The sequence below is a fragment of the Ciceribacter azotifigens genome (assembly GCF_048159625.1).
Classification (GTDB): domain Bacteria; phylum Pseudomonadota; class Alphaproteobacteria; order Rhizobiales; family Rhizobiaceae; genus Allorhizobium; species Allorhizobium azotifigens.
In genome coordinates, this window is record NZ_JBLQTA010000013.1 from 88,774 (window position 1) to 105,921 (window position 17,148).

At 61.0% G+C, this 17,148-nt stretch carries 11 protein-coding genes; 5 read left to right on the forward strand and 6 right to left on the reverse strand.

What is annotated here, in order from left to right; translation table 11 throughout:
- Positions 1-43: 43 nt before the first annotated feature.
- The 5 genes from ACM6UT_RS17385 to ACM6UT_RS17405 all read left to right on the forward strand — a co-directional run bounded on the left by ACM6UT_RS17385 (position 44) and on the right by ACM6UT_RS17405 (position 5,093).
- Positions 44-718: a phosphoribosylanthranilate isomerase gene (locus ACM6UT_RS17385; RefSeq protein ID WP_416798604.1), complete on the forward strand. Its 675-nt coding sequence runs from the start codon at positions 44-46 to the stop codon at positions 716-718.
- Positions 715-1,935: a tryptophan synthase subunit beta gene (gene trpB / locus ACM6UT_RS17390; protein ID WP_416798605.1), complete on the forward strand. Its 1,221-nt coding sequence runs from the start codon at positions 715-717 to the stop codon at positions 1,933-1,935. Before ACM6UT_RS17385 ends, trpB begins: the two co-directional genes overlap by 4 nt.
- Before the next feature lies 1 nt (position 1,936).
- A complete protein-coding gene (gene trpA, locus ACM6UT_RS17395) occupies positions 1,937-2,776 on the forward strand; it encodes a tryptophan synthase subunit alpha (protein WP_112690560.1) in 840 nt (279 codons plus the stop codon).
- Between the two features lie 38 nt (positions 2,777-2,814).
- On the forward strand, positions 2,815-3,675 hold the full coding sequence (accD, locus tag ACM6UT_RS17400; RefSeq protein ID WP_416798606.1) for an acetyl-CoA carboxylase, carboxyltransferase subunit beta: 861 nt from the start codon (positions 2,815-2,817) through the stop codon (positions 3,673-3,675).
- Between the two features lie 74 nt (positions 3,676-3,749).
- On the forward strand, positions 3,750-5,093 hold the full coding sequence (locus ACM6UT_RS17405) for a bifunctional folylpolyglutamate synthase/dihydrofolate synthase (RefSeq protein ID WP_416798607.1): 1,344 nt from the start codon (positions 3,750-3,752) through the stop codon (positions 5,091-5,093).
- Positions 5,094-5,146: 53 nt separating this feature from the next.
- Here the strand turns inward: ACM6UT_RS17405 and trxA are convergent, their stop codons facing one another.
- The 6 genes from trxA to ACM6UT_RS17435 form a co-directional block, all read right to left on the reverse strand.
- Positions 5,147-5,467: a thioredoxin gene (trxA, locus tag ACM6UT_RS17410; protein ID WP_112690558.1), complete on the reverse strand. Its 321-nt coding sequence runs from the start codon at positions 5,465-5,467 to the stop codon at positions 5,147-5,149.
- A gap of 72 nt (positions 5,468-5,539) precedes the next feature.
- Entirely contained in the window at positions 5,540-9,091 is a 3,552-nt protein-coding gene (gene addA, locus ACM6UT_RS17415) for a double-strand break repair helicase AddA (RefSeq protein ID WP_416798608.1), read from the reverse strand.
- Positions 9,081-12,269, reverse strand: coding sequence for a double-strand break repair protein AddB (gene addB / locus ACM6UT_RS17420; protein ID WP_416798609.1), 3,189 nt, complete (start codon positions 12,267-12,269; stop codon positions 9,081-9,083). The genes addA and addB overlap by 11 nt, the downstream gene beginning before the upstream one ends.
- Positions 12,270-12,279: 10 nt before the next feature.
- Positions 12,280-13,005, reverse strand: coding sequence for a nucleotidyltransferase family protein (locus tag ACM6UT_RS17425; protein ID WP_416798610.1), 726 nt, complete (start codon positions 13,003-13,005; stop codon positions 12,280-12,282).
- A 5-nt stretch (positions 13,006-13,010) separates the two neighbouring features.
- Entirely contained in the window at positions 13,011-14,528 is a 1,518-nt protein-coding gene (tsaE, locus tag ACM6UT_RS17430; RefSeq protein ID WP_416798611.1) for a tRNA (adenosine(37)-N6)-threonylcarbamoyltransferase complex ATPase subunit type 1 TsaE, read from the reverse strand.
- The gene (locus ACM6UT_RS17435; RefSeq protein ID WP_416798637.1) at positions 14,525-16,948 is read right to left on the reverse strand and encodes a PAS domain-containing sensor histidine kinase; all 2,424 of its coding nucleotides are present in this window, start codon (positions 16,946-16,948) and stop codon (positions 14,525-14,527) included. Before ACM6UT_RS17435 ends, tsaE begins: the two co-directional genes overlap by 4 nt.
- Positions 16,949-17,148 lie beyond the last annotated feature (200 nt).

Below are 17,148 nucleotides of genomic sequence, written 5' to 3' on the forward strand. Positions count from 1 at the left end.
AATTTGGCTCGACTCTTTTGCGTTTTCGTGCGACTTCGCTGCCATGATGCCGGATATCAAAATCTGCGGATTGAAAACGTCGGAGGCGGTCGACCGCGCGGTTGAACGCGGCGCGACGCATGTCGGTTTCATTTTTTTCGAAAGGAGTCCGCGAAACATCGAGCCGGACGTCGCGGGCGCACTGGCGGACCATGTGCGTGGACGCGCCAAGGTCGTCGCGGTGACGGTGGATGCCGATACCGACGAGCTCGATGAAATTGTGGATCTGCTGAAGCCAGATATCCTTCAGCTGCACGGGAAAGAAAGCCCGGAACGTCTTCTCATGTTGAAGGCGCTCTATGGGCTGCCCATCATCAAGGCATTTTCGATCCGGGGACCCGAGGATCTGAAAAGGATCGAGCCGTATATAGGCATAGCCGATCGTCTGCTCTTCGATGCGAAGCCGCCAAGCGACTCGGAATTGCCTGGAGGAAATGGGATTCCTTTCGATTGGCGCGTGCTGCGCACGCTTGACGGCAGTGTCGATTACATGCTTTCCGGCGGCCTCAACAAGGACAATATTGCGGCGGCCCTACGCGAGACGGGCGCCCGCGGTATCGATGTCTCTTCCGGTGTTGAGAGAGCGCCGGGCGTGAAGGATGTCGCCATGATCGACGAGTTTTTTGCGGCAGTGAAACGCGCCTCTGCGCTCGAGCCGGTTTCAGGGAGCACGAAGTGAACCAGACAGTATCACCGAATTCCTATCGCGAAGGTCCGGACGAGGACGGACGTTTCGGGATTTACGGCGGCCGCTTTGTGGCCGAGACGCTGATGCCGCTGATCCTTGATCTGCAAGCCGAGTGGGAAAAGGCAAAAACCGATTCTGAGTTTCAGGCCGAACTGGCTGGGCTTGGCGCTCACTATATCGGACGACCGAGCCCGCTTTATTTCGCGGAACGGCTGACCGAGCACCTCGGTGGCGCCAAGATCTACTTCAAGCGCGAGGAACTCAATCACACCGGCTCGCACAAGATCAACAACTGTATCGGTCAGATACTCCTTGCCAAACGCATGGGCAAGAAACGCATCATCGCCGAAACCGGCGCCGGGCAGCATGGCGTCGCGTCTGCGACCGTCGCCGCTCGGTTCGGCTTTCCATGTGTCGTCTACATGGGAGCGACCGACGTCGAGCGTCAGGCCCCGAACGTCTTCCGCATGAAGCTGCTCGGCGCGGAAGTGAAGCCGGTGACCTCGGGGCATGGTACGCTCAAGGACGCGATGAACGAAGCGCTTCGGGACTGGGTCACGAACGTCGAGGACACCTATTACCTGATCGGTACCGCCGCAGGTCCGCACCCCTATCCGGAGATGGTTCGGGACTTCCAGTCGGTGATCGGCAAGGAAGCGCGCGAGCAAATTCTGGAAGCAGAGGGCAAGCTTCCCGATCTCGTCATCGCTGCCGTCGGCGGTGGGTCGAACGCGATTGGCATCTTCCATCCGTTCCTCGATGATCCTGACGTCAAGATCGTCGGGGTCGAGGCAGGTGGAAAGGGGCTTTCCGGTGATGAGCATTGTGCGTCGATTACCGCGGGTTCGCCGGGCGTCCTGCACGGCAACCGGACGTACCTGCTGCAGGACTCGGACGGCCAGATCAAGGAAGGGCACTCCATTTCCGCAGGTCTCGACTATCCGGGCATCGGGCCGGAACACGCCTGGCTGAATGATACCGGCCGCGCCGAGTACGTTCCGATTATGGATGGAGAGGCACTCGAAGCCTTCCAGCTGCTGACGAAGCTCGAGGGGATCATTCCGGCTCTTGAGCCGTCGCACGCCGTTGCCGAGGTCATCAAGCGGGCGCCGAAGATGCGCAAGGATCAGGTGATCCTGCTCAACCTCTCCGGTCGCGGAGACAAGGATATCTTCACCGTCGGCAAGATCCTCGGCATGGAGCTCTGAAATGACCGCACGCATGGAAAAGAAGTTTGCCGAACTGAAGGCGGAAGGCCGTCCGGCGCTGATCACCTACTTCATGGGCGGAGATCCCGACTTTGAAACGTCGCTCGCCATTATGAAGGCATTGCCCGAGGCCGGTGCAGACGTGATCGAGCTCGGCATGCCGTTCTCCGACCCGATGGCGGACGGTCCGGCGATCCAGATGGCCGGTCAGCGGGCACTTAAATCCGGACAGACGTTGAAGAAGACGCTTCAATTGGCTAGCGAATTCCGGAAGGGGAACCAGCACACGCCGATCGTCATGATGGGCTACTACAACCCGATCTATGTTTTCGGTGTGGAAAAGTTCCTGGACGCGGCGCTCGAAGCAGGAATCGACGGCCTCATCGTCGTCGACCTGCCACCGGAAATGGATGACGAGCTTTGCATTCCGGCGCGCCGGAAAGACATCAACTTCATCCGCCTGGCGACGCCGACGACGGACGATCGACGCCTTCCGACCGTGCTGAAGAACACGTCAGGCTTCGTCTACTATGTGTCGATGACGGGGATCACCGGCTCCGCGCTGCCCGACCCGTCAAAGGTGGCTGTGGCCGTTAATCGCATCAAGGCCCACACAGACCTGCCGATTTGTGTCGGTTTCGGTGTAAAGACGGCCGAACATGCGCGCCTGATCGGCGCCAACGCCGATGGTGTTGTCGTCGGTACAGCGATCGTGAACCAGGTTGCTCTGAGCCTCAACAAGGACGGAACAGCGAGCGCTGACACGGTGCAGGCCGTCGCGACCCTGGTGCAGGGTCTGGCGACCGGTGTCCGAGCCGCCCGGCTTGCCGCCGCAGAATAGCACCAGATATCGGTGACATCAGTCAGGAGTTTAGTGACGTGAACTGGATTACCAACTACGTGCGGCCGCGTATCAATTCCATGCTCGGCCGTCGTGAGGTTCCGGAAAACCTCTGGATCAAATGCCCTGAAACCGGCGAGATGGTCTTTCACAAGGACCTCGAAGAGAACAAATGGGTGATCCCGTCTTCGGGTTATCACATGAAGATGCCGGCGAAAGCCCGACTTCTGGATCTCTTTGACAACGGAGCCTACGAAGCCCTGCCACAGCCGAAGGTGGCGCAAGATCCGCTGAAATTTCGCGACTCCAAGAAATACGCCGATCGCCTGAAGGACAGCCGTCTGAAGACGGAGCAGGAAGACACCATCCTGGCCGGCCTCGGAACGGTCGAAGGGGTGAAGCTCGTCGCCGTAGTCCACGAATTCAATTTCATGGGCGGTTCGCTCGGCATCGCCGCCGGTGAGGCCATCGTGAAGGCGTTCGAGCGAGCCATCGCCGAGAAGTGCCCGCTCGTCATGTTCCCGGCCTCGGGCGGGGCGCGGATGCAGGAGGGCATCCTCTCGCTCATGCAACTGCCGCGAACGACGGTTGCGGTGGAAATGCTGAAGGAAGCTGGTCTTCCCTATATCGTCGTTCTGACCAATCCCACGACCGGCGGCGTGACGGCGTCCTACGCGATGCTGGGCGACCTCCACATCGCCGAGCCGGGTGCCGAGATCTGCTTTGCCGGCAAGCGGGTGATTGAGCAGACGATTCGCGAAAAGCTTCCGGAAGGCTTCCAGACCTCGGAGTACCTGCTTGAGCACGGCATGGTAGACATGGTCGCCAAGCGACACGACATCCCGGCCCTTCTTGCCCGGCTGCTCCGTATCATGATGAGGCAGCCGGCCGCCGCCTGACGCTCCGCCTTGGAGAGGAAGAAGCGCAGCTCACCTAGAACTCTCTCCGGGAAGTCCGGAGCGCGGAATCCGTTATGAACAAGCCTGCATTCAGTGAGGCGGAGCACGAGATCGACAAGCTCATGGGACTGCATCCCAAGGGCTTCGATCTCTCTCTCAGCCGCATTCGTCGTCTGCTCGAAGCGCTCGGTAATCCGCATTTGCGGATGCCGCCAGTGATCCATGTTGCCGGCACCAACGGCAAGGGCTCGGTCACGGCGTTCTGCCGCTCGATCCTCGAGGCCGGTGGGCTTGGCGTCCACGTTCACACCTCACCGCATCTCGTGCGCTGGCATGAACGCTATCGCATCGGTCGGAAAGGCGGCAGAGGGGAGTTGGTTGATGACACGGTGTTCGCCGACGCGCTTCGTCGGGTTGCGGAAGCCAATGGCGGACAGGCGATCACTGTTTTCGAGATCTTGACGGCCGTCACGTTCATTCTGTTTTCGGAGCATCCGGCGGATGTCGCGATCATTGAGGTCGGTCTGGGCGGTCGGTTCGATGCGACCAATGTCATCGAACATCCTGCCGTGTCGGTAATCATGCCAATCTCGCTGGATCATCAGTCGTACCTTGGAGATCGTGTCGAACTGATTGCAGCCGAGAAAGCAGGGATTATGAAACGGGGGCATCCGGTGGTAATCGGACATCAGGAGTACGACGAAGCCCGCGACGTTCTCGTATCGACAGCAGAGCGAATCGGCTGTCCGGTTTCGATCTACGGACAGGATTTCCTTGCCTATGAGGAGCAGGGGCGCCTGATCTATCAGGACGAATCCGGTCTCTCCGATCTGCCGTTGCCACGACTGCCCGGGCGTCATCAGTACGCCAATGCAGCGGCAGCGATCCGTGCAGTGAAGGCCGCAGGCTTCGATGTAACGGAGGCCATGGCCGAGAAGGCGATGATATCCGTCGAATGGCCGGGCCGTTTGCAGCGGCTTGTCGCAGGCAAATTGATGGCATACGCCCCGACCGGGGCCGAGATTTGGGTCGACGGGGGACATAATCCCGGCGCAGGTGAAGTCATCGCAGAGGCCATGGCGGGCTTCGAGGAGAAGCAGCCGCGCCCGCTCTACCTGATTACAGGAATGATCAACACAAAAGATCCCGTCGGCTATTTCCATGCCTTTGCCGGGCTCGTTCAGGAGGTTTTCACGGTTCCTATCAGAGGAACCGATGCCGCATTGGACCCGGTCGCCCTTGCCCAGGCCGCGTCGGACGCAGGCCTGTCGGCATCGCCGGTGTCGGCGGTCGCCGAGGCGCTGACGGCTATTCGAGATCGCATGCAGCCGGGCGAATCTGCACCGCGAATCCTGATTGGCGGCTCGCTTTACCTTGTCGGCAACGTGCTTGCGGACAATGGAACTCCACCCAAATGAGAAAGCCCGGCCAATGCCGGGCTTCATTCGTTTTTCAGCCGGAAGGGCTGAAATCAGGCGGCGCTGGAGATCCAGCTCGCCAGCGCTGTCTTGGGCGAGGCGCCGACCTTGATATCGGCTACTTCTCCGCCCTTGAAGATGGCCAGGGTCGGAATCGACCGGACGCCGAACTTGGCGGCAAGCTCCGGATTCTCGTCGATGTTGATCTTGGCAACTTTTACCTTGCCTGCCATTTCGTTGGAGATCTCTTCCAGGCTCGGCGCAATCATTTTGCACGGGCCGCACCACTCGGCCCAGAAGTCGACGACCACCGGCTGCGCGGATTCGAGGACTTCCGTCTGGAAGTTGGAATTGTCGACTTTTACCGTAGCCATAGGCTGCTCCTTTTCCGGTCGTACTTGAGGGTTATCTGATACCCTCGCGCCTGTTTTTCAAGACATGGTATTTCACGAACTCTTGAGGTCAGCAAGCGTCTGCATCAGCTCCGTGGCAGGTACCGCGATGACTGTGCCGGCTTCGGTGTAAGCCAGCAGGCATTCGATTTCCTTATGCGGATAGAGAGGCTTCAGAAGCTCTCGGTAGATCGCTAGCTGTGCGCGATGGCTGAAGGGTACGGCGCCTATCGTTCTCGGCGGTGAACGGTTTGTCTTGAAGTCGAGAAGGATCACCCGGTCATCCGTGACGGCCAGACGATCGATGCGGCCCGAAACAGCCCGCGCCTGCCCGTCGACGGTGACGGTTCCCATTATGGAGACCTCCGCCTGGGCGTGGGGCGAAAACACAGGTGCGAGACCGGGATGGTCGAGGATCGCCAGCACTGTCGTGACCAGCCGCTCGCGCTCGCCAGTTGGCCAGAACCGCGCCGCGCGCTCGGCGTAGCGTCGTGCGGCGGCGTCGCGCTGGTCGACGGGAAGGGAAGGAAGAACCTGCAGCATCCGGTGAGTGAGCTTGCCCTTCTGCAGCGCTATGCCGTTGTCCGTCTTCTCGCCGAACAGCGGACTCCATACCGTGACATCCTCCCCGGTGTCTTCGATGAAGGCGCCGGCGCCGGAGGGGCTTAACGGCCGGGGAAGATGAGGTCCCGGCGGCAATGGCCGAAACAACGCATCGGGAAGTGTATAGTCAGGACGTCCGCTCTCGATCTGCTGATGAAGCTCGAACGCTCTGGGTCTCACCGGGACGCGCCATTCCAGCCCATTCCATTCTCCCTCGGGGCCTTCGAACCGGGCTTCTGTGCAGTGGTCTGCAGAGCGCCGCAGTGCCTCGGTAATCATCTGGTGCCAAATATCCTTCGGCTCCTGCTTGCCGCGATAACCGCAGATGACCAGCCGATCCGCGGCGCGCGTCATCGCCACATACAGAAGCCGACGATACTCCTCTTCAGCCAACCGTCTCAGGCGCTCGGTGTCGGCAGCGATCAGCGGATTTCCCAGTGACTTGATCGGGATCCAGGCCGGAACGGGCGTCCCGATGCCTGCCTCGACGAGGCGGAGCTTAGGCAGGTGCGTGTGGTTGAATGCCTTCGATCCGCCATCCACAAGGAAGACCACGGGCGCTTCGAGGCCTTTTGAAGCGTGGACCGTCATGATCCGCACCTCGTCCCGATCCTTGTCATGCTCGCGCTTGACCTCCGGCGCCTCCGTTTCGAGTGCCGTGACGAACGACTGCAGGCCTGGAAGGCCCGTCGTCTCAAACGACAGCGCGAAGTTCAGGAATTCGTCGAGGATATCCGTGACCTCGCTTCCGAGGCGGGCAAGAAAGGCGCGTCTGCCGCCCTCGGGCCCAAGGATACGCGCGTAGAAATCATGGACGGACAGGTTCCGGGAGAGCGAAATGCACCTCGCAAGCCGGTCGGCGGCCGAGCGCCAGTTGCCGCCTTCGTCTTCCGCGTGCCTCTGCAAAGAAGACCAGACACTGGTTTCGCGTGGGCGCGTCGCCGCGAGCTCGAAGAGGTCTTCTTCGCTCAGGTCGAAGAGAGGACTCTTCAATAGTGCTGCAAGCGAAAGGTCGTCGTTCGGCAGGAGGACGAAGCGGCCGAGCGCAAGCAGATCCTGCACGGCGATATGCAACGTCAGGCGCAACCGGTCGGCACCTGCGACGGGGATGTTGTTCCGCCGCTTGAGTGCGCGTGTAAGGGCGTTGACGAAGGAGTCGCGCTTGCGAACGAGGACCAAGATATCGCCGGGCCTGATTGGTCGTTCGACGCCCTTTTCCACGATCGTCTCCCTGCCGACCATCTGCTCGATTCGGCAGGCGATGCGACGGGCCAGGATGGCAGAGGGCGCACTCTCGGGCGTCGCGTCGAAGGGCGCCGTCCAGTCATCGCTCGTTTCGCTGGCTTCGGGAGCAATCATATCCCAGAGGTCGACGGCGCCGGGGTGGCCTGCGCGGCTGGACATGTGGACGACCGACTCGTTCGAGGCGCTGAGGCCGCGAGCGTTCTCGTCGACAGAAAACACCTGGTCGACCGCCGAGAGCACCGCCGACGTCGAACGGAACGAAAGAGGGAGGCGGACAGCACTGAAGCGCTCGCCACTGGACGATACGAGTCGCGCGGCGATGGTCGCCTCTTCCGAGAAGCGTTCAGGGCGCGCTCCCTGAAACGAATAGATGGACTGTTTTTCGTCTCCGACGGCAAAGAAGGTACGGGTCAGTGCTCTCGCCCCGACGCCGGAGAAGAAATCCTCACGCAGCGAGCGGATTACCGCCCACTGGATAGGGCTTGTGTCCTGCGCCTCGTCGACGAGGATATGGTCGATTCCCTGATCGAGCTTGTAATGAACCCATGGGCCTACATCTCCACGTGTGAGCAGGCTGGCTGTGCGTTCGATCAGATCTTCGAAATCGAGCTGACTGCGGGACTTCTTGAGATCCTCGTAATCGCGATCAAGCCGTTTCGCGAGCGTCAGGGCGGCCTTGGTTGCCTCGTACATCCGGAAGGTGGAGAGCTGAGCATGGCAGGTGGCGACATGATCTCGCGCGGCAACGAGGCGCTCGCGAAGATCAGGCATCGCTTTTGTCATGGCTGCGGTGCAGAGCGTACTGTCGGCACGTGCGCTTCCGGTTGCGGTGTAGAATGCCTTTTCGAGATGCTTGATACGCAGGATGTCGTCCGCTTCCTGAGAGGCAGCGGCAAGAGCATCGGCAATTTCGCGGGCACGTTCGCCGCCCCTCTCTCTTGCGAGCAACAGGTATTCGGAGAGTATCGCACCCGAAAGCTCCGGGAGCGGCCAGAAGCGGGAAGTAAGTGTGGCCTCCGTCACCTCCGGCTCCAGCCCAAGTCCACGGCGCAGAGCGAGATCCGGCCCGCCGAGCCGGTGCGAGGCTGAAAGGAAGCGACGGATCGCGTGACGGTTCGCAACGATATCGCCGAGCAAAGCCTCCAGCCCACTCTCGTCGGAAATGCTGAGGACGCGCGAGAACGCATCGGCAAGCTCCAGGTCACTCTCCGTCGAAGTTGCGGTCAGCAACGTCCGCCGGGCGTCTGCGAGAACCGCTGCCGCTGCCCTGTCATCAAGGACAGAGAAATGTCCGGCCACGTTTGCTTCGAGAGGGAACTGGTGTAGCAGGGCTTCGCAGAAGGCATGAATCGTCTGAATCTTCAGCCCACCCGGGGTTTCCAGGGCGCGGGCGAAGAGTTGACGCGCCTGCGACAGCTTCGTTTGGCCAGGTGTCTCGCCTTCGATCTCCGCAATACGTAAGGCAAGCGCTTCTTCGGGAAGTGTTGCCCATTCAGCGAGTCTTTCGAACACACGGTTCGACATCTCGGATGCGGCCGCCTTTGTATAAGTGAGGCAGAGAATGGACGCAGGTCTCGCTCCGGCTAGCAGAAGTCGAACGACCCTCTGGGTCAGTACATGCGTCTTTCCCGATCCGGCATTGGCCGAGACCCAGGCCGAGCGGGCAGGATCGGACGCGAGTGCTTGCTGGGCCGTCGTCCAGTTGATCCAGACGAGCGGATCATCGCTGGCAGGCAGATTGGTCGGCTCATTCGTCATTGGACGACTCCTCACCCTCTGCCGTCGACCATTCCGCCACCCGCGCCAGATGGTCGTACTCTCCGCCAAAATCATTCTGCTGGGCTGGGATGAGGCGGGAAATGAAGCCACGTTCGCCTGATCGCAACAAGGTCACCAGCCGGGTAAGCTCGCCCAGCGCTTGTTCCGCAAGATCTGCAGCAGACCTCTTGTTGTCTTCTCGCCCGTTCTCCTCGTTGTTGACGATGTCTGCACGGAAGCGTTCGCCGGGCCGCAACCGCACATAAACAAGATTGTCGGGGGAGAGTGGGCCTGCCTGGCGGAAGCCGCCGGCCATCAGCGCTGCTGCCTCAAGCGCAAGCTGGGGATCAAGCAGGCTGCGGGCTTGCTGCACACTGGGACTGAGTCCCGTCTTGTAATCGATGATGTCGACACCGCCGGTTGTCTTCAGGTCCAGGCGGTCGGCGATACCGGTCAGACGGATACCTGCAGCCGGAAGTTCGACTCCCGCCGGAACCTCCGTGAGAATGCGGCGAACCGAAGGACGCCGCGCCGCATCCCAGGCAAGATACGAACGTGCGATCTCTTTGAAACGTTGTCGCCAGACGATGTCGACGTGAACTGGCAGATTTTCAGCGTCGAAACACCTGTCAGCGATCGATAGCAGGGCCGACAGCGCTTCCCCGGTGTTCGGTGGAGGCCCCTCGCGAACGAAACGTTCCAGGATTCTGTGGTAGAGCGTTCCTCTCTCGGCGGCGCCGGGGTCGGTGTTGAACGGCTGTAGCGGATCGAGCCTCAAGACCCGTCGACCGTAGATGGCGTATGGATCACGCCGCAGACGTCCTACCTCGGAGAAGGAGAAGCTTTTTGGTTGGAGTTCGGCCGGTGGCTTGGGAGCGGGCCTTTGCGCGGGCTGCTGCTCATTACCGCGATCGATCAACTCGGCGAAGCGTCGATACTGGTCACCGCGTTCTTTCAGGTCGCGCGCCAAGACAGGTCCGCCGAGCGCCAAAAGCCGTTGCAGCCAGCGGGAGGCGACGGTCGGGGCTGATCCCTGACGCAGGGAACGCGAATAGACGATGTTCCTCGTTCCGTTCGCCATTTCAAAATCGTGGGCGAGCTGACCAATACGCCGTTCCGGTGGTTCGAGTCCCATTTCCGCTTTCATCGTGCGAGAGAGAAACGGATTGTTTGTGGTTTGCCCCGGCCATGAGCCTTCGTTGAGACTTCCGAGCACCAGCGTGTCGACACTCTGGAGGCGAGCCTCGAGGGTGCCGAATATGAAGACACGTGGGTGCCTCAGAGCCTTCGGCTTGACGGCCTCGCCCGCGGCAAGCGCGGCCATAATGTCGATCCACTGCGGTCCGTCTGCCTCGATCTGGCCGTCGGCTTCCATGATCTCTCCGAGAAGGCTCGCCAGCTTGTCACCTGCTTCGTCGCTCCAGAGTGGAGCAAGGTCGCCGTTCGGCCCGCGGCAGACGGCTTCGAGAGATTGTCCTGTCCTTCGAGCCCATTCCGCGAGACCGGCTTTGGTCGAGAGACTGTGATGTCCATGCCGACGCACCAACATACTTGCGAGCGGCTCGACCGCGGTGCCGATCGCCGTAGCGAGTTCCCGGGCGGCGGCGACCGCCGTATCCGTCAATGCGAGCCGCCACTGTGCCGGATGGCGGTCAATCCTCTGTTCCTCGTAACGCGTGTCGAAGAGCGGCTGCAGGTCCGCGACATCGACGCTACGCGTTCCCCCACGCAACGCTATCATCTCGAGCGCCTGGACCGCTTCCTCGTAGTCGTCCTGTTCGAAGCCAAAGCGGGCGAGGGGATGTTTGAGTAGCGAGCCTACCGAGACCGGATCGCCCGGGCGTAGCGTCGCCTCCAGCAGCAGCTGCGTCAGCGTACCTTGTGGCGTCGCATTCAGCGGTGTTCCGGCCGAGTCATCGGCCGTGATTCCGAACCGGACGAGTTCCGCCGCAACGCGCCGGGCGAGATTGCGATCGGGTGTGATAAGAGCGGCCCTGCTGTCCCCATTGGCGCCCGGCTTCTCCAAGGCGAGCCGAAGAGCGATTGCAATGGCCGTCGCCTCCTCTCGTTCATTTGCCGCTTCAATAAGTGCGACGTCGCCGAAGGCCTTGCGGATGCGGTCGAGACCGAAGCCGGAACGCCACGCGTTCCACTCATTGGTTGCCGAGGCAGGTGCCATGGCGCGCGAAAGGATTTCCGCACGATCTGCAAGCTCAGCTGGGGCAGACGCGAGCTCGGTCACGTCGGAGCGGGTGATACGCAAATGCCGAAGCAATCTGTTCAGGCCGTACTGGGGGTGGCTCCGGCCGGCGGGATCCTGCTGAGTGCGGGTGGCATTTTCTGTTCCAACGTTTTTCCAGTCCGCGTCCGGCATAGAGAGATCGAGCCCGGGCAGTATGACCACGCCCTGCGGCAGACGGGCGATGGTGGCGATGAGATCGGCGGCGGCGGGAATCGAGCCGGTCGAACCGGCGACGATGATCGGCCCTTCCGCGGTGCCTGCCAAGCGTGCGGCCTCGCTGCGGAGAAGAGAGTTGCGGTGTCCGTGTGGAGAAGAGCGTTTGAGCTCCTCCAGGCGCATCGGCCAGAAGCTCGTGGCAATCTGGAGAAAGGCAAGTGTCAGCTGCCACCAAGACGCGAAATCTTCCTTGTCGAGCTTCTCGAGGTCGGACCAATCCCGTTCCTCGGTCTCGACGGACTCTATGAGTTCGCTGAGGGCACGGGCGAGCCAGATCGCATCGGCCGGACTCGCGGGCGCCACCAAGGGTGTATCGGAGTGAATGTTGCGGACGATCTCTGGCAACTGGTTACGCCAGGCGAGAACGAGCCGCGAGAGCTCCAGCAGCATGACCGTTCCGCTGACTGGCGGCGCGAGATCGAAGGTGGCAGGGGTGTCCAATTCGAAGAAGCCACCGTCTTCGTCCGTCTCGCCCAGTGGGCGAATCACAGGAAGAATCGCCGATCGCCCACCGAGAAGATCGACGAATTCCGATCGCAACACACGTGCTGCACGTCGGGTCGGAACGAGGATCGTGACCTTTGCAAGCGACAGCGGATCGGCGGGATCGAATTTGTAACCGGGTGCAAGCTCCCCATCGATGAGCTTTCGCGCGAGAACCTTGAGGAAAGGCAGGCCCGGTGGGATCGTCAGAACGCGTGGCTCAAGAGCCCTCGCCATTACGTGAGCCTCAATTTTGAAGGCGCCGGATAGCGTCTTCGGCTTCGCCGATCGCCTCCGGAGTCCCAACGGTTATCCAATGTCCGTTCAATGTTAGCCCGAAGAGGCGACCTTTGGCGATGGCACGGTCGAAATAGATATTGAGGTTGAAGGCGTCAGACGGAGCATCGTGCAGGAGGGATGAGTTCATGACGATCGCGCCGGCGTAGACGACGGGACGGGGATCTCCCGGATGGTAGCGCGTCAGATGCCCTTGTTCGTCGAGATTGAAGTCGTTCTTGCCATTGTGGCCGGTCGTATGATCGGGATCAACGCAGAGAAGCGCCATATCCATGCGCGTCGGATCAAAGAAGCTGGCGAGCCGATCGAGATTGCTTTCGTGACCGCTCTTGTCGCCGATCCAGAAAAGATCCGCGTTCATGATGAAGACTGTCGTGTCACCGAGGAGGCGCAGGCCCTTGGCAAGCCCACCTCCCGAATTCATCAGCCCGGCCCGTTCGTCAGAGATGATGACCTGCAGCCGCGGATAGCTCTCCAGATAAGCGATCATTTGCTCGGCGTGATGATGGACATTCACCACCACGCGCTCCACGCCGGCGTCTGCAAGCAAATCGAGCGCATACTCGATCATCGCCTTCCCTCCGACCCTCACGAGTGGTTTGGGAATGCTGTCGGTAATCGGCCGCAGCCGGGTTCCAAGTCCGGCAGCAAGTACCATTGCGTCGGTGATCTTCATTCGTCCTACAGAGCTGATTCGGCTGTTTCGATCCCAGCCTTTACGCACCATTCTCGTAAAGGAGCAAGAACCGGATGCTCGAGCGCGACGCCCAGGTGCCACAGCGTGCGCGGCATGTGCTTCATGTAGCCGGGCTTTTTGTCACGTTGAAGCAGGCGCACCCAGAGACCCGCAAGCTTGCAGGCCCTCTGCGCCGACATGATTGACCATGCCCTGCGGAAGGCATTCTCATCGAACGGGTGCCGCGCTCGCCGCAAAGTCACGTATTCGCTTGTCAACTGATCGGCGAGATCGCGTTCGACGGTAACGCGGGCATCCTGCACGATGGAGATGACGTCGTAAGCCGCCGGCCCGATCATGGCATCCTGGAAATCGATGAGTCCGATGCGTCGTATACCCTCTTCGCTGGCACGCCAAAGGATATTGGGCGAATGAAAGTCCCGTAAAACCAGCGTCTTTTCTGCGTCGCTGAGCTCATCGATCAGACGGTCCCAGATCGCCAGATATTCGGTTCGCTCCGAAGCCGTGGCAGGGGCTCCGTTCCGCTTCCAGGGGAGATGCCAATCGACCAGGAGTTCGACCTCCATCTTCATTGCCGCCCGGTCATAGTCCGGCACGTGATGAATGTGGCCGCCCGGCAGCGAAATATCGCGGTCGAAGGCGGTTTCGTGCATTCGTGCAAGGCAGGCGAGCGCGGCGCGGTACCGTTCGGGAAGCGGCTTTCCATTCTCGTCGAGGATGGTTTCTGCGCCAAGATCTTCCAGAAGCAGGATCCCCGCCTCGCAATCGCTCTCGAAAATCTGTGGTGCACTGAAGCCGCGTTCGCGCAGGCTCAATGCGATCGCGACGAAGGGATATACATCCTCGGCAAGGTGGACAATCTGCGAGTAAGGCTTACCGTCGCGAATGGGAGGGCCGTTGGGTCGTCGCGGTGCGTCCATGAGCACCAGGCGATCGCCCGCGGTCGTATAGACATACTCATACGCCCTGGTGGAGGCATCGCCAGTCAGATGGCGCCGGGCGGACCCGCCATAGCCGTGACTATCCAGGAAGCGGCGAATGGCAAGCTTACGCTCTATCCGCTGGAGTCGCTCAGGCAAGGCGGAAATGGTTACGCGGCGCCCGCCTCGGTCGAAGTCGAGCTGGATATCGATCCGGTCTGCTGGCAGTGCCTGTCCGGCCTTCTCCGGCCACTCGACGAGGCAGATGCCGGCGTCGAGCGCATCACTGAAGCCGATCTCCTCCAGTTCCCGTTCGTCGCCCAGGCGGTAGAGATCGAAGTGAGCAACCGGGAGTCGAAGGTCGTAGTTCTGGACGAGGGTGAACGTCGGGCTTGGGACATCGAGGTCGTCGTCATCGGCCATCGCACGCAAGAGTGCGCGCGCCAGCGTAGACTTGCCTGCGCCCAGATCGCCGGCGAGTGCGAGGCAATCTCCGGTCGTTACGGCAAGCGCCAGGTCTTCGCCGAGACGACGCGTCTCGTCCTCTGTAGCAAGAAAGAGCGTGAGGCTGTTCGAGCTCATTCTGCAGCAACGGATTGCGGGACGATAGCCGACGGGATCCGGCAGTGGACCGTCGTGCCACGGCCAGGGTCGCTGTCGATCGAAACTGTGCCGTTGTGCAAGCTGACGAAGCTTTCGACGATCGAAAGTCCGAGCCCTGCACCGGTGCGCTTGCCGCCCTTGCCGTTCGATGAGAAGCGGTCGAAGACGGTGGCGAGGACGTCCTGAGGAATGCCGTAACCGTGGTCGGTGACGTCGAAGACGAAGTCGGTGCCCTCGCGCCAGCATTTGAGATCGACGGTCGAGCCTTCCGGCGAGAAGTTGACTGCATTGGTCAAAAGCTTGACCAGGATTTGTTTCAGCCGCTGCGGATCGGCAACGATCTGTCCGAGATGACCCGATGCGTTGATCTCCAGTGCGACGTTGTTCTCTTGCAGTCGATCCGTCATCTGCATCGATACGTCGTCGAGAAGGTCGTTCAGATCGATTTCGGCATACTCAAGGCGCATGATACCTGCGTCGACAGTCGCGAGATCGAGGATGTCGTTGACGATCGTCAGCAGTACGGCGGACGAGGTCGAGATATGATCGATATACTCCGCTTGCCGCTCGTTCAGAGGTCCGACGACGGGAGTCTTGAGGAGGTCGGTAAACCCGATGATGTTCGTAAGGGGTGAGCGCAGCTCGTAGGAGACGTGCTGCACGAACTCGTTCTTGAGTTCGTCCGCCTTCAGGAGGGCTTCGTTTTTCTCCTTCAGGGCGCGTTCCGCGCGCACGCTGTCGGTCATATTGACGAAGGTCAGCATGGTCTGGGCGTTCGGAAGCGGCGTCACCGCGAAATCGAGTACGAGGCCGGAATAGAGCTCAAGGGTTCCCTGGCTCGACGGACGCTCGTCATCGAAGCTGGTGATCATCTTGCTGAACGCCTTCCACCCGTCCGGTTTGTCGTAGGACGGCGTGCAGGCTGCCTCGATGCTGCGGATATGGGTTCCCGGCGTGGCTTCCGCCTCGGTGACACCCCAGAGTGCACGGAAGGCAGGGTTGGAGAGCTGGATACGCCCGTCGGGTCCGAAAACCGCGACGCCTTCGGAAAGGTGATCGATTGTTTCGCCCTGCACACGCACGAGCGTATTGTAGCGGGTTTCGAGATCCACCTGTTCCGTGAGGTTTTCAAAAACCCAGGTTGCACCACCTTGCGGGTGGGCCGAGGCGATCACCCGCAGGATTTGACCGTTCGGAAGATGCCAAAGATCGGTCTGTGTCTCGAACGATCGATAGACAGATAGCGCGTTCTCCTTCCAGTTCTTCCAGTTGAGTTGTTCAGGCAGCTTCTTCGCCGCTCTCAGTCGATCGAGAAATTCGCTGTTGTCCGGCCGCGCTTCGAGGAACGGTGTGTCGAGCTGCCACAGTTGGGCGAAGGCCTGGTTGTAGAACTGGAGCCGTCGATCCCGATCGAAGATCGCCACCGGGGTGGCCAGATGGTCCAGCGTGTCGGCGTGGCTCTTTAGGGTGCGAGCCAGCTCTTCTCGCAGCGCTTCTGCTTGCGAGATATCGATTGCGATGCCGCCAGAGCCTGACGGGCTCCGTGCGTCAACGACGTCGAAGAAGGTCCGATTGCCTCGCACGACGGTGGAGACTTTCTCGTGGAACGGCGACTCGGGCGTCGACGTCGCTCGAATCCTTTCCCGTGAGACCGTTCCGAGGATTTCGCGGGCCTCATCGACTGCCTGAGCCGCGGAAGTGGCTTCCACCGCCTCGGAATAGGCCTGGTTGACCCAAACCAGGCGTCCTTCGGCATCGCGCCGCCAGACCGGTTGCTCGATCGCGTCGAGAAGGGCTTCGAAGGTCGCGATGGACGCTTTCAGCCGCGACCGTTCGATCTTCAGCTCCGCCAGTTCTGCACGGAGATTGTTGAGGGCTACGAACCGGGCAAAGGCCCGACCGCCTGACAGGCGTCCCTGCACTTCTATCACTTCCTGTCGCGTAGTTTCGACGATCAGGTCGAAGGACTGGGCATCGAAACGCAGCCGCTCGATCGCCTTGTCCAGTTCGCCGGCGGAGGATGGTTTGAGCCAGCGTCCGAAAGCCAGAAACTCGTTGTCGGCTTGCGGGGCGCCCGTTTCTCCGGGCAACTGGCCGAGGAACTCGGGTTTGCGATCGTTGCCGTCCCAGATGACAATACGCCTGTTCTTGTCTGCGATAATTGCCTGGTAGCGCGAAATTCGTTGCCTGGCGTCGGAGAGCGCCGAACGCATTTCGTGACTTTCCGCCTCGAGGGCACCCCGCTGGCGGATGAGCCACACCGCCGACAGCAGTGCGGCGGAGAGGATACCGATCACAAGCGAAAATCCAACCATCTCGACGGAGGTGAAGAGCCGTTGCACCTGGCCGGGAACGGCTTCAGCCTTTGCGATCGCCGGCAGGAGCATGCCGGCAAGCATCGTGCCCGCGAGACAAGCTCTGCGCCATCGCAGGAGGGCGCAAGCCGCCTCCTCCCCGCGGTTCGCGAGCTTTGAACTGCGTGCGAGCAACCGCCCCATACGACCGCTGCGCACCGTGCCCCGCCTGCACGGATTGTCTCTATTAACCGACATATTCGGTCTGTCTCCGTCCTATGTGCCGCATCTCGACAAGACATCCC

Bases quoted from the DNA above. Each gene is read 5' to 3' on its own strand.
- ACM6UT_RS17385 (WP_416798604.1), top strand. From the start codon at position 44: ATGATGCCGGATATCAAAATCTGCGGATTGAAAACGTCGGAGGCGGTC.
- trpA (WP_112690560.1), top strand. From the start codon at position 1,937: ATGACCGCACGCATGGAAAAGAAGTTTGCCGAACTGAAGGCGGAAGGC.
- ACM6UT_RS17405 (WP_416798607.1), top strand. From the start codon at position 3,750: ATGAACAAGCCTGCATTCAGTGAGGCGGAGCACGAGATCGACAAGCTC.
- trxA (WP_112690558.1), bottom strand. From the start codon at position 5,467: ATGGCTACGGTAAAAGTCGACAATTCCAACTTCCAGACGGAAGTCCTC.
- addA (WP_416798608.1), bottom strand. From the start codon at position 9,091: ATGACGAATGAGCCGACCAATCTGCCTGCCAGCGATGATCCGCTCGTC.
- addB (WP_416798609.1), bottom strand. From the start codon at position 12,269: ATGGCGAGGGCTCTTGAGCCACGCGTTCTGACGATCCCACCGGGCCTG.
- ACM6UT_RS17425 (WP_416798610.1), bottom strand. From the start codon at position 13,005: ATGAAGATCACCGACGCAATGGTACTTGCTGCCGGACTTGGAACCCGG.
- tsaE (WP_416798611.1), bottom strand. From the start codon at position 14,528: ATGAGCTCGAACAGCCTCACGCTCTTTCTTGCTACAGAGGACGAGACG.
- ACM6UT_RS17435 (WP_416798637.1), bottom strand. From the start codon at position 16,948: ATGCTTGCCGGCATGCTCCTGCCGGCGATCGCAAAGGCTGAAGCCGTT.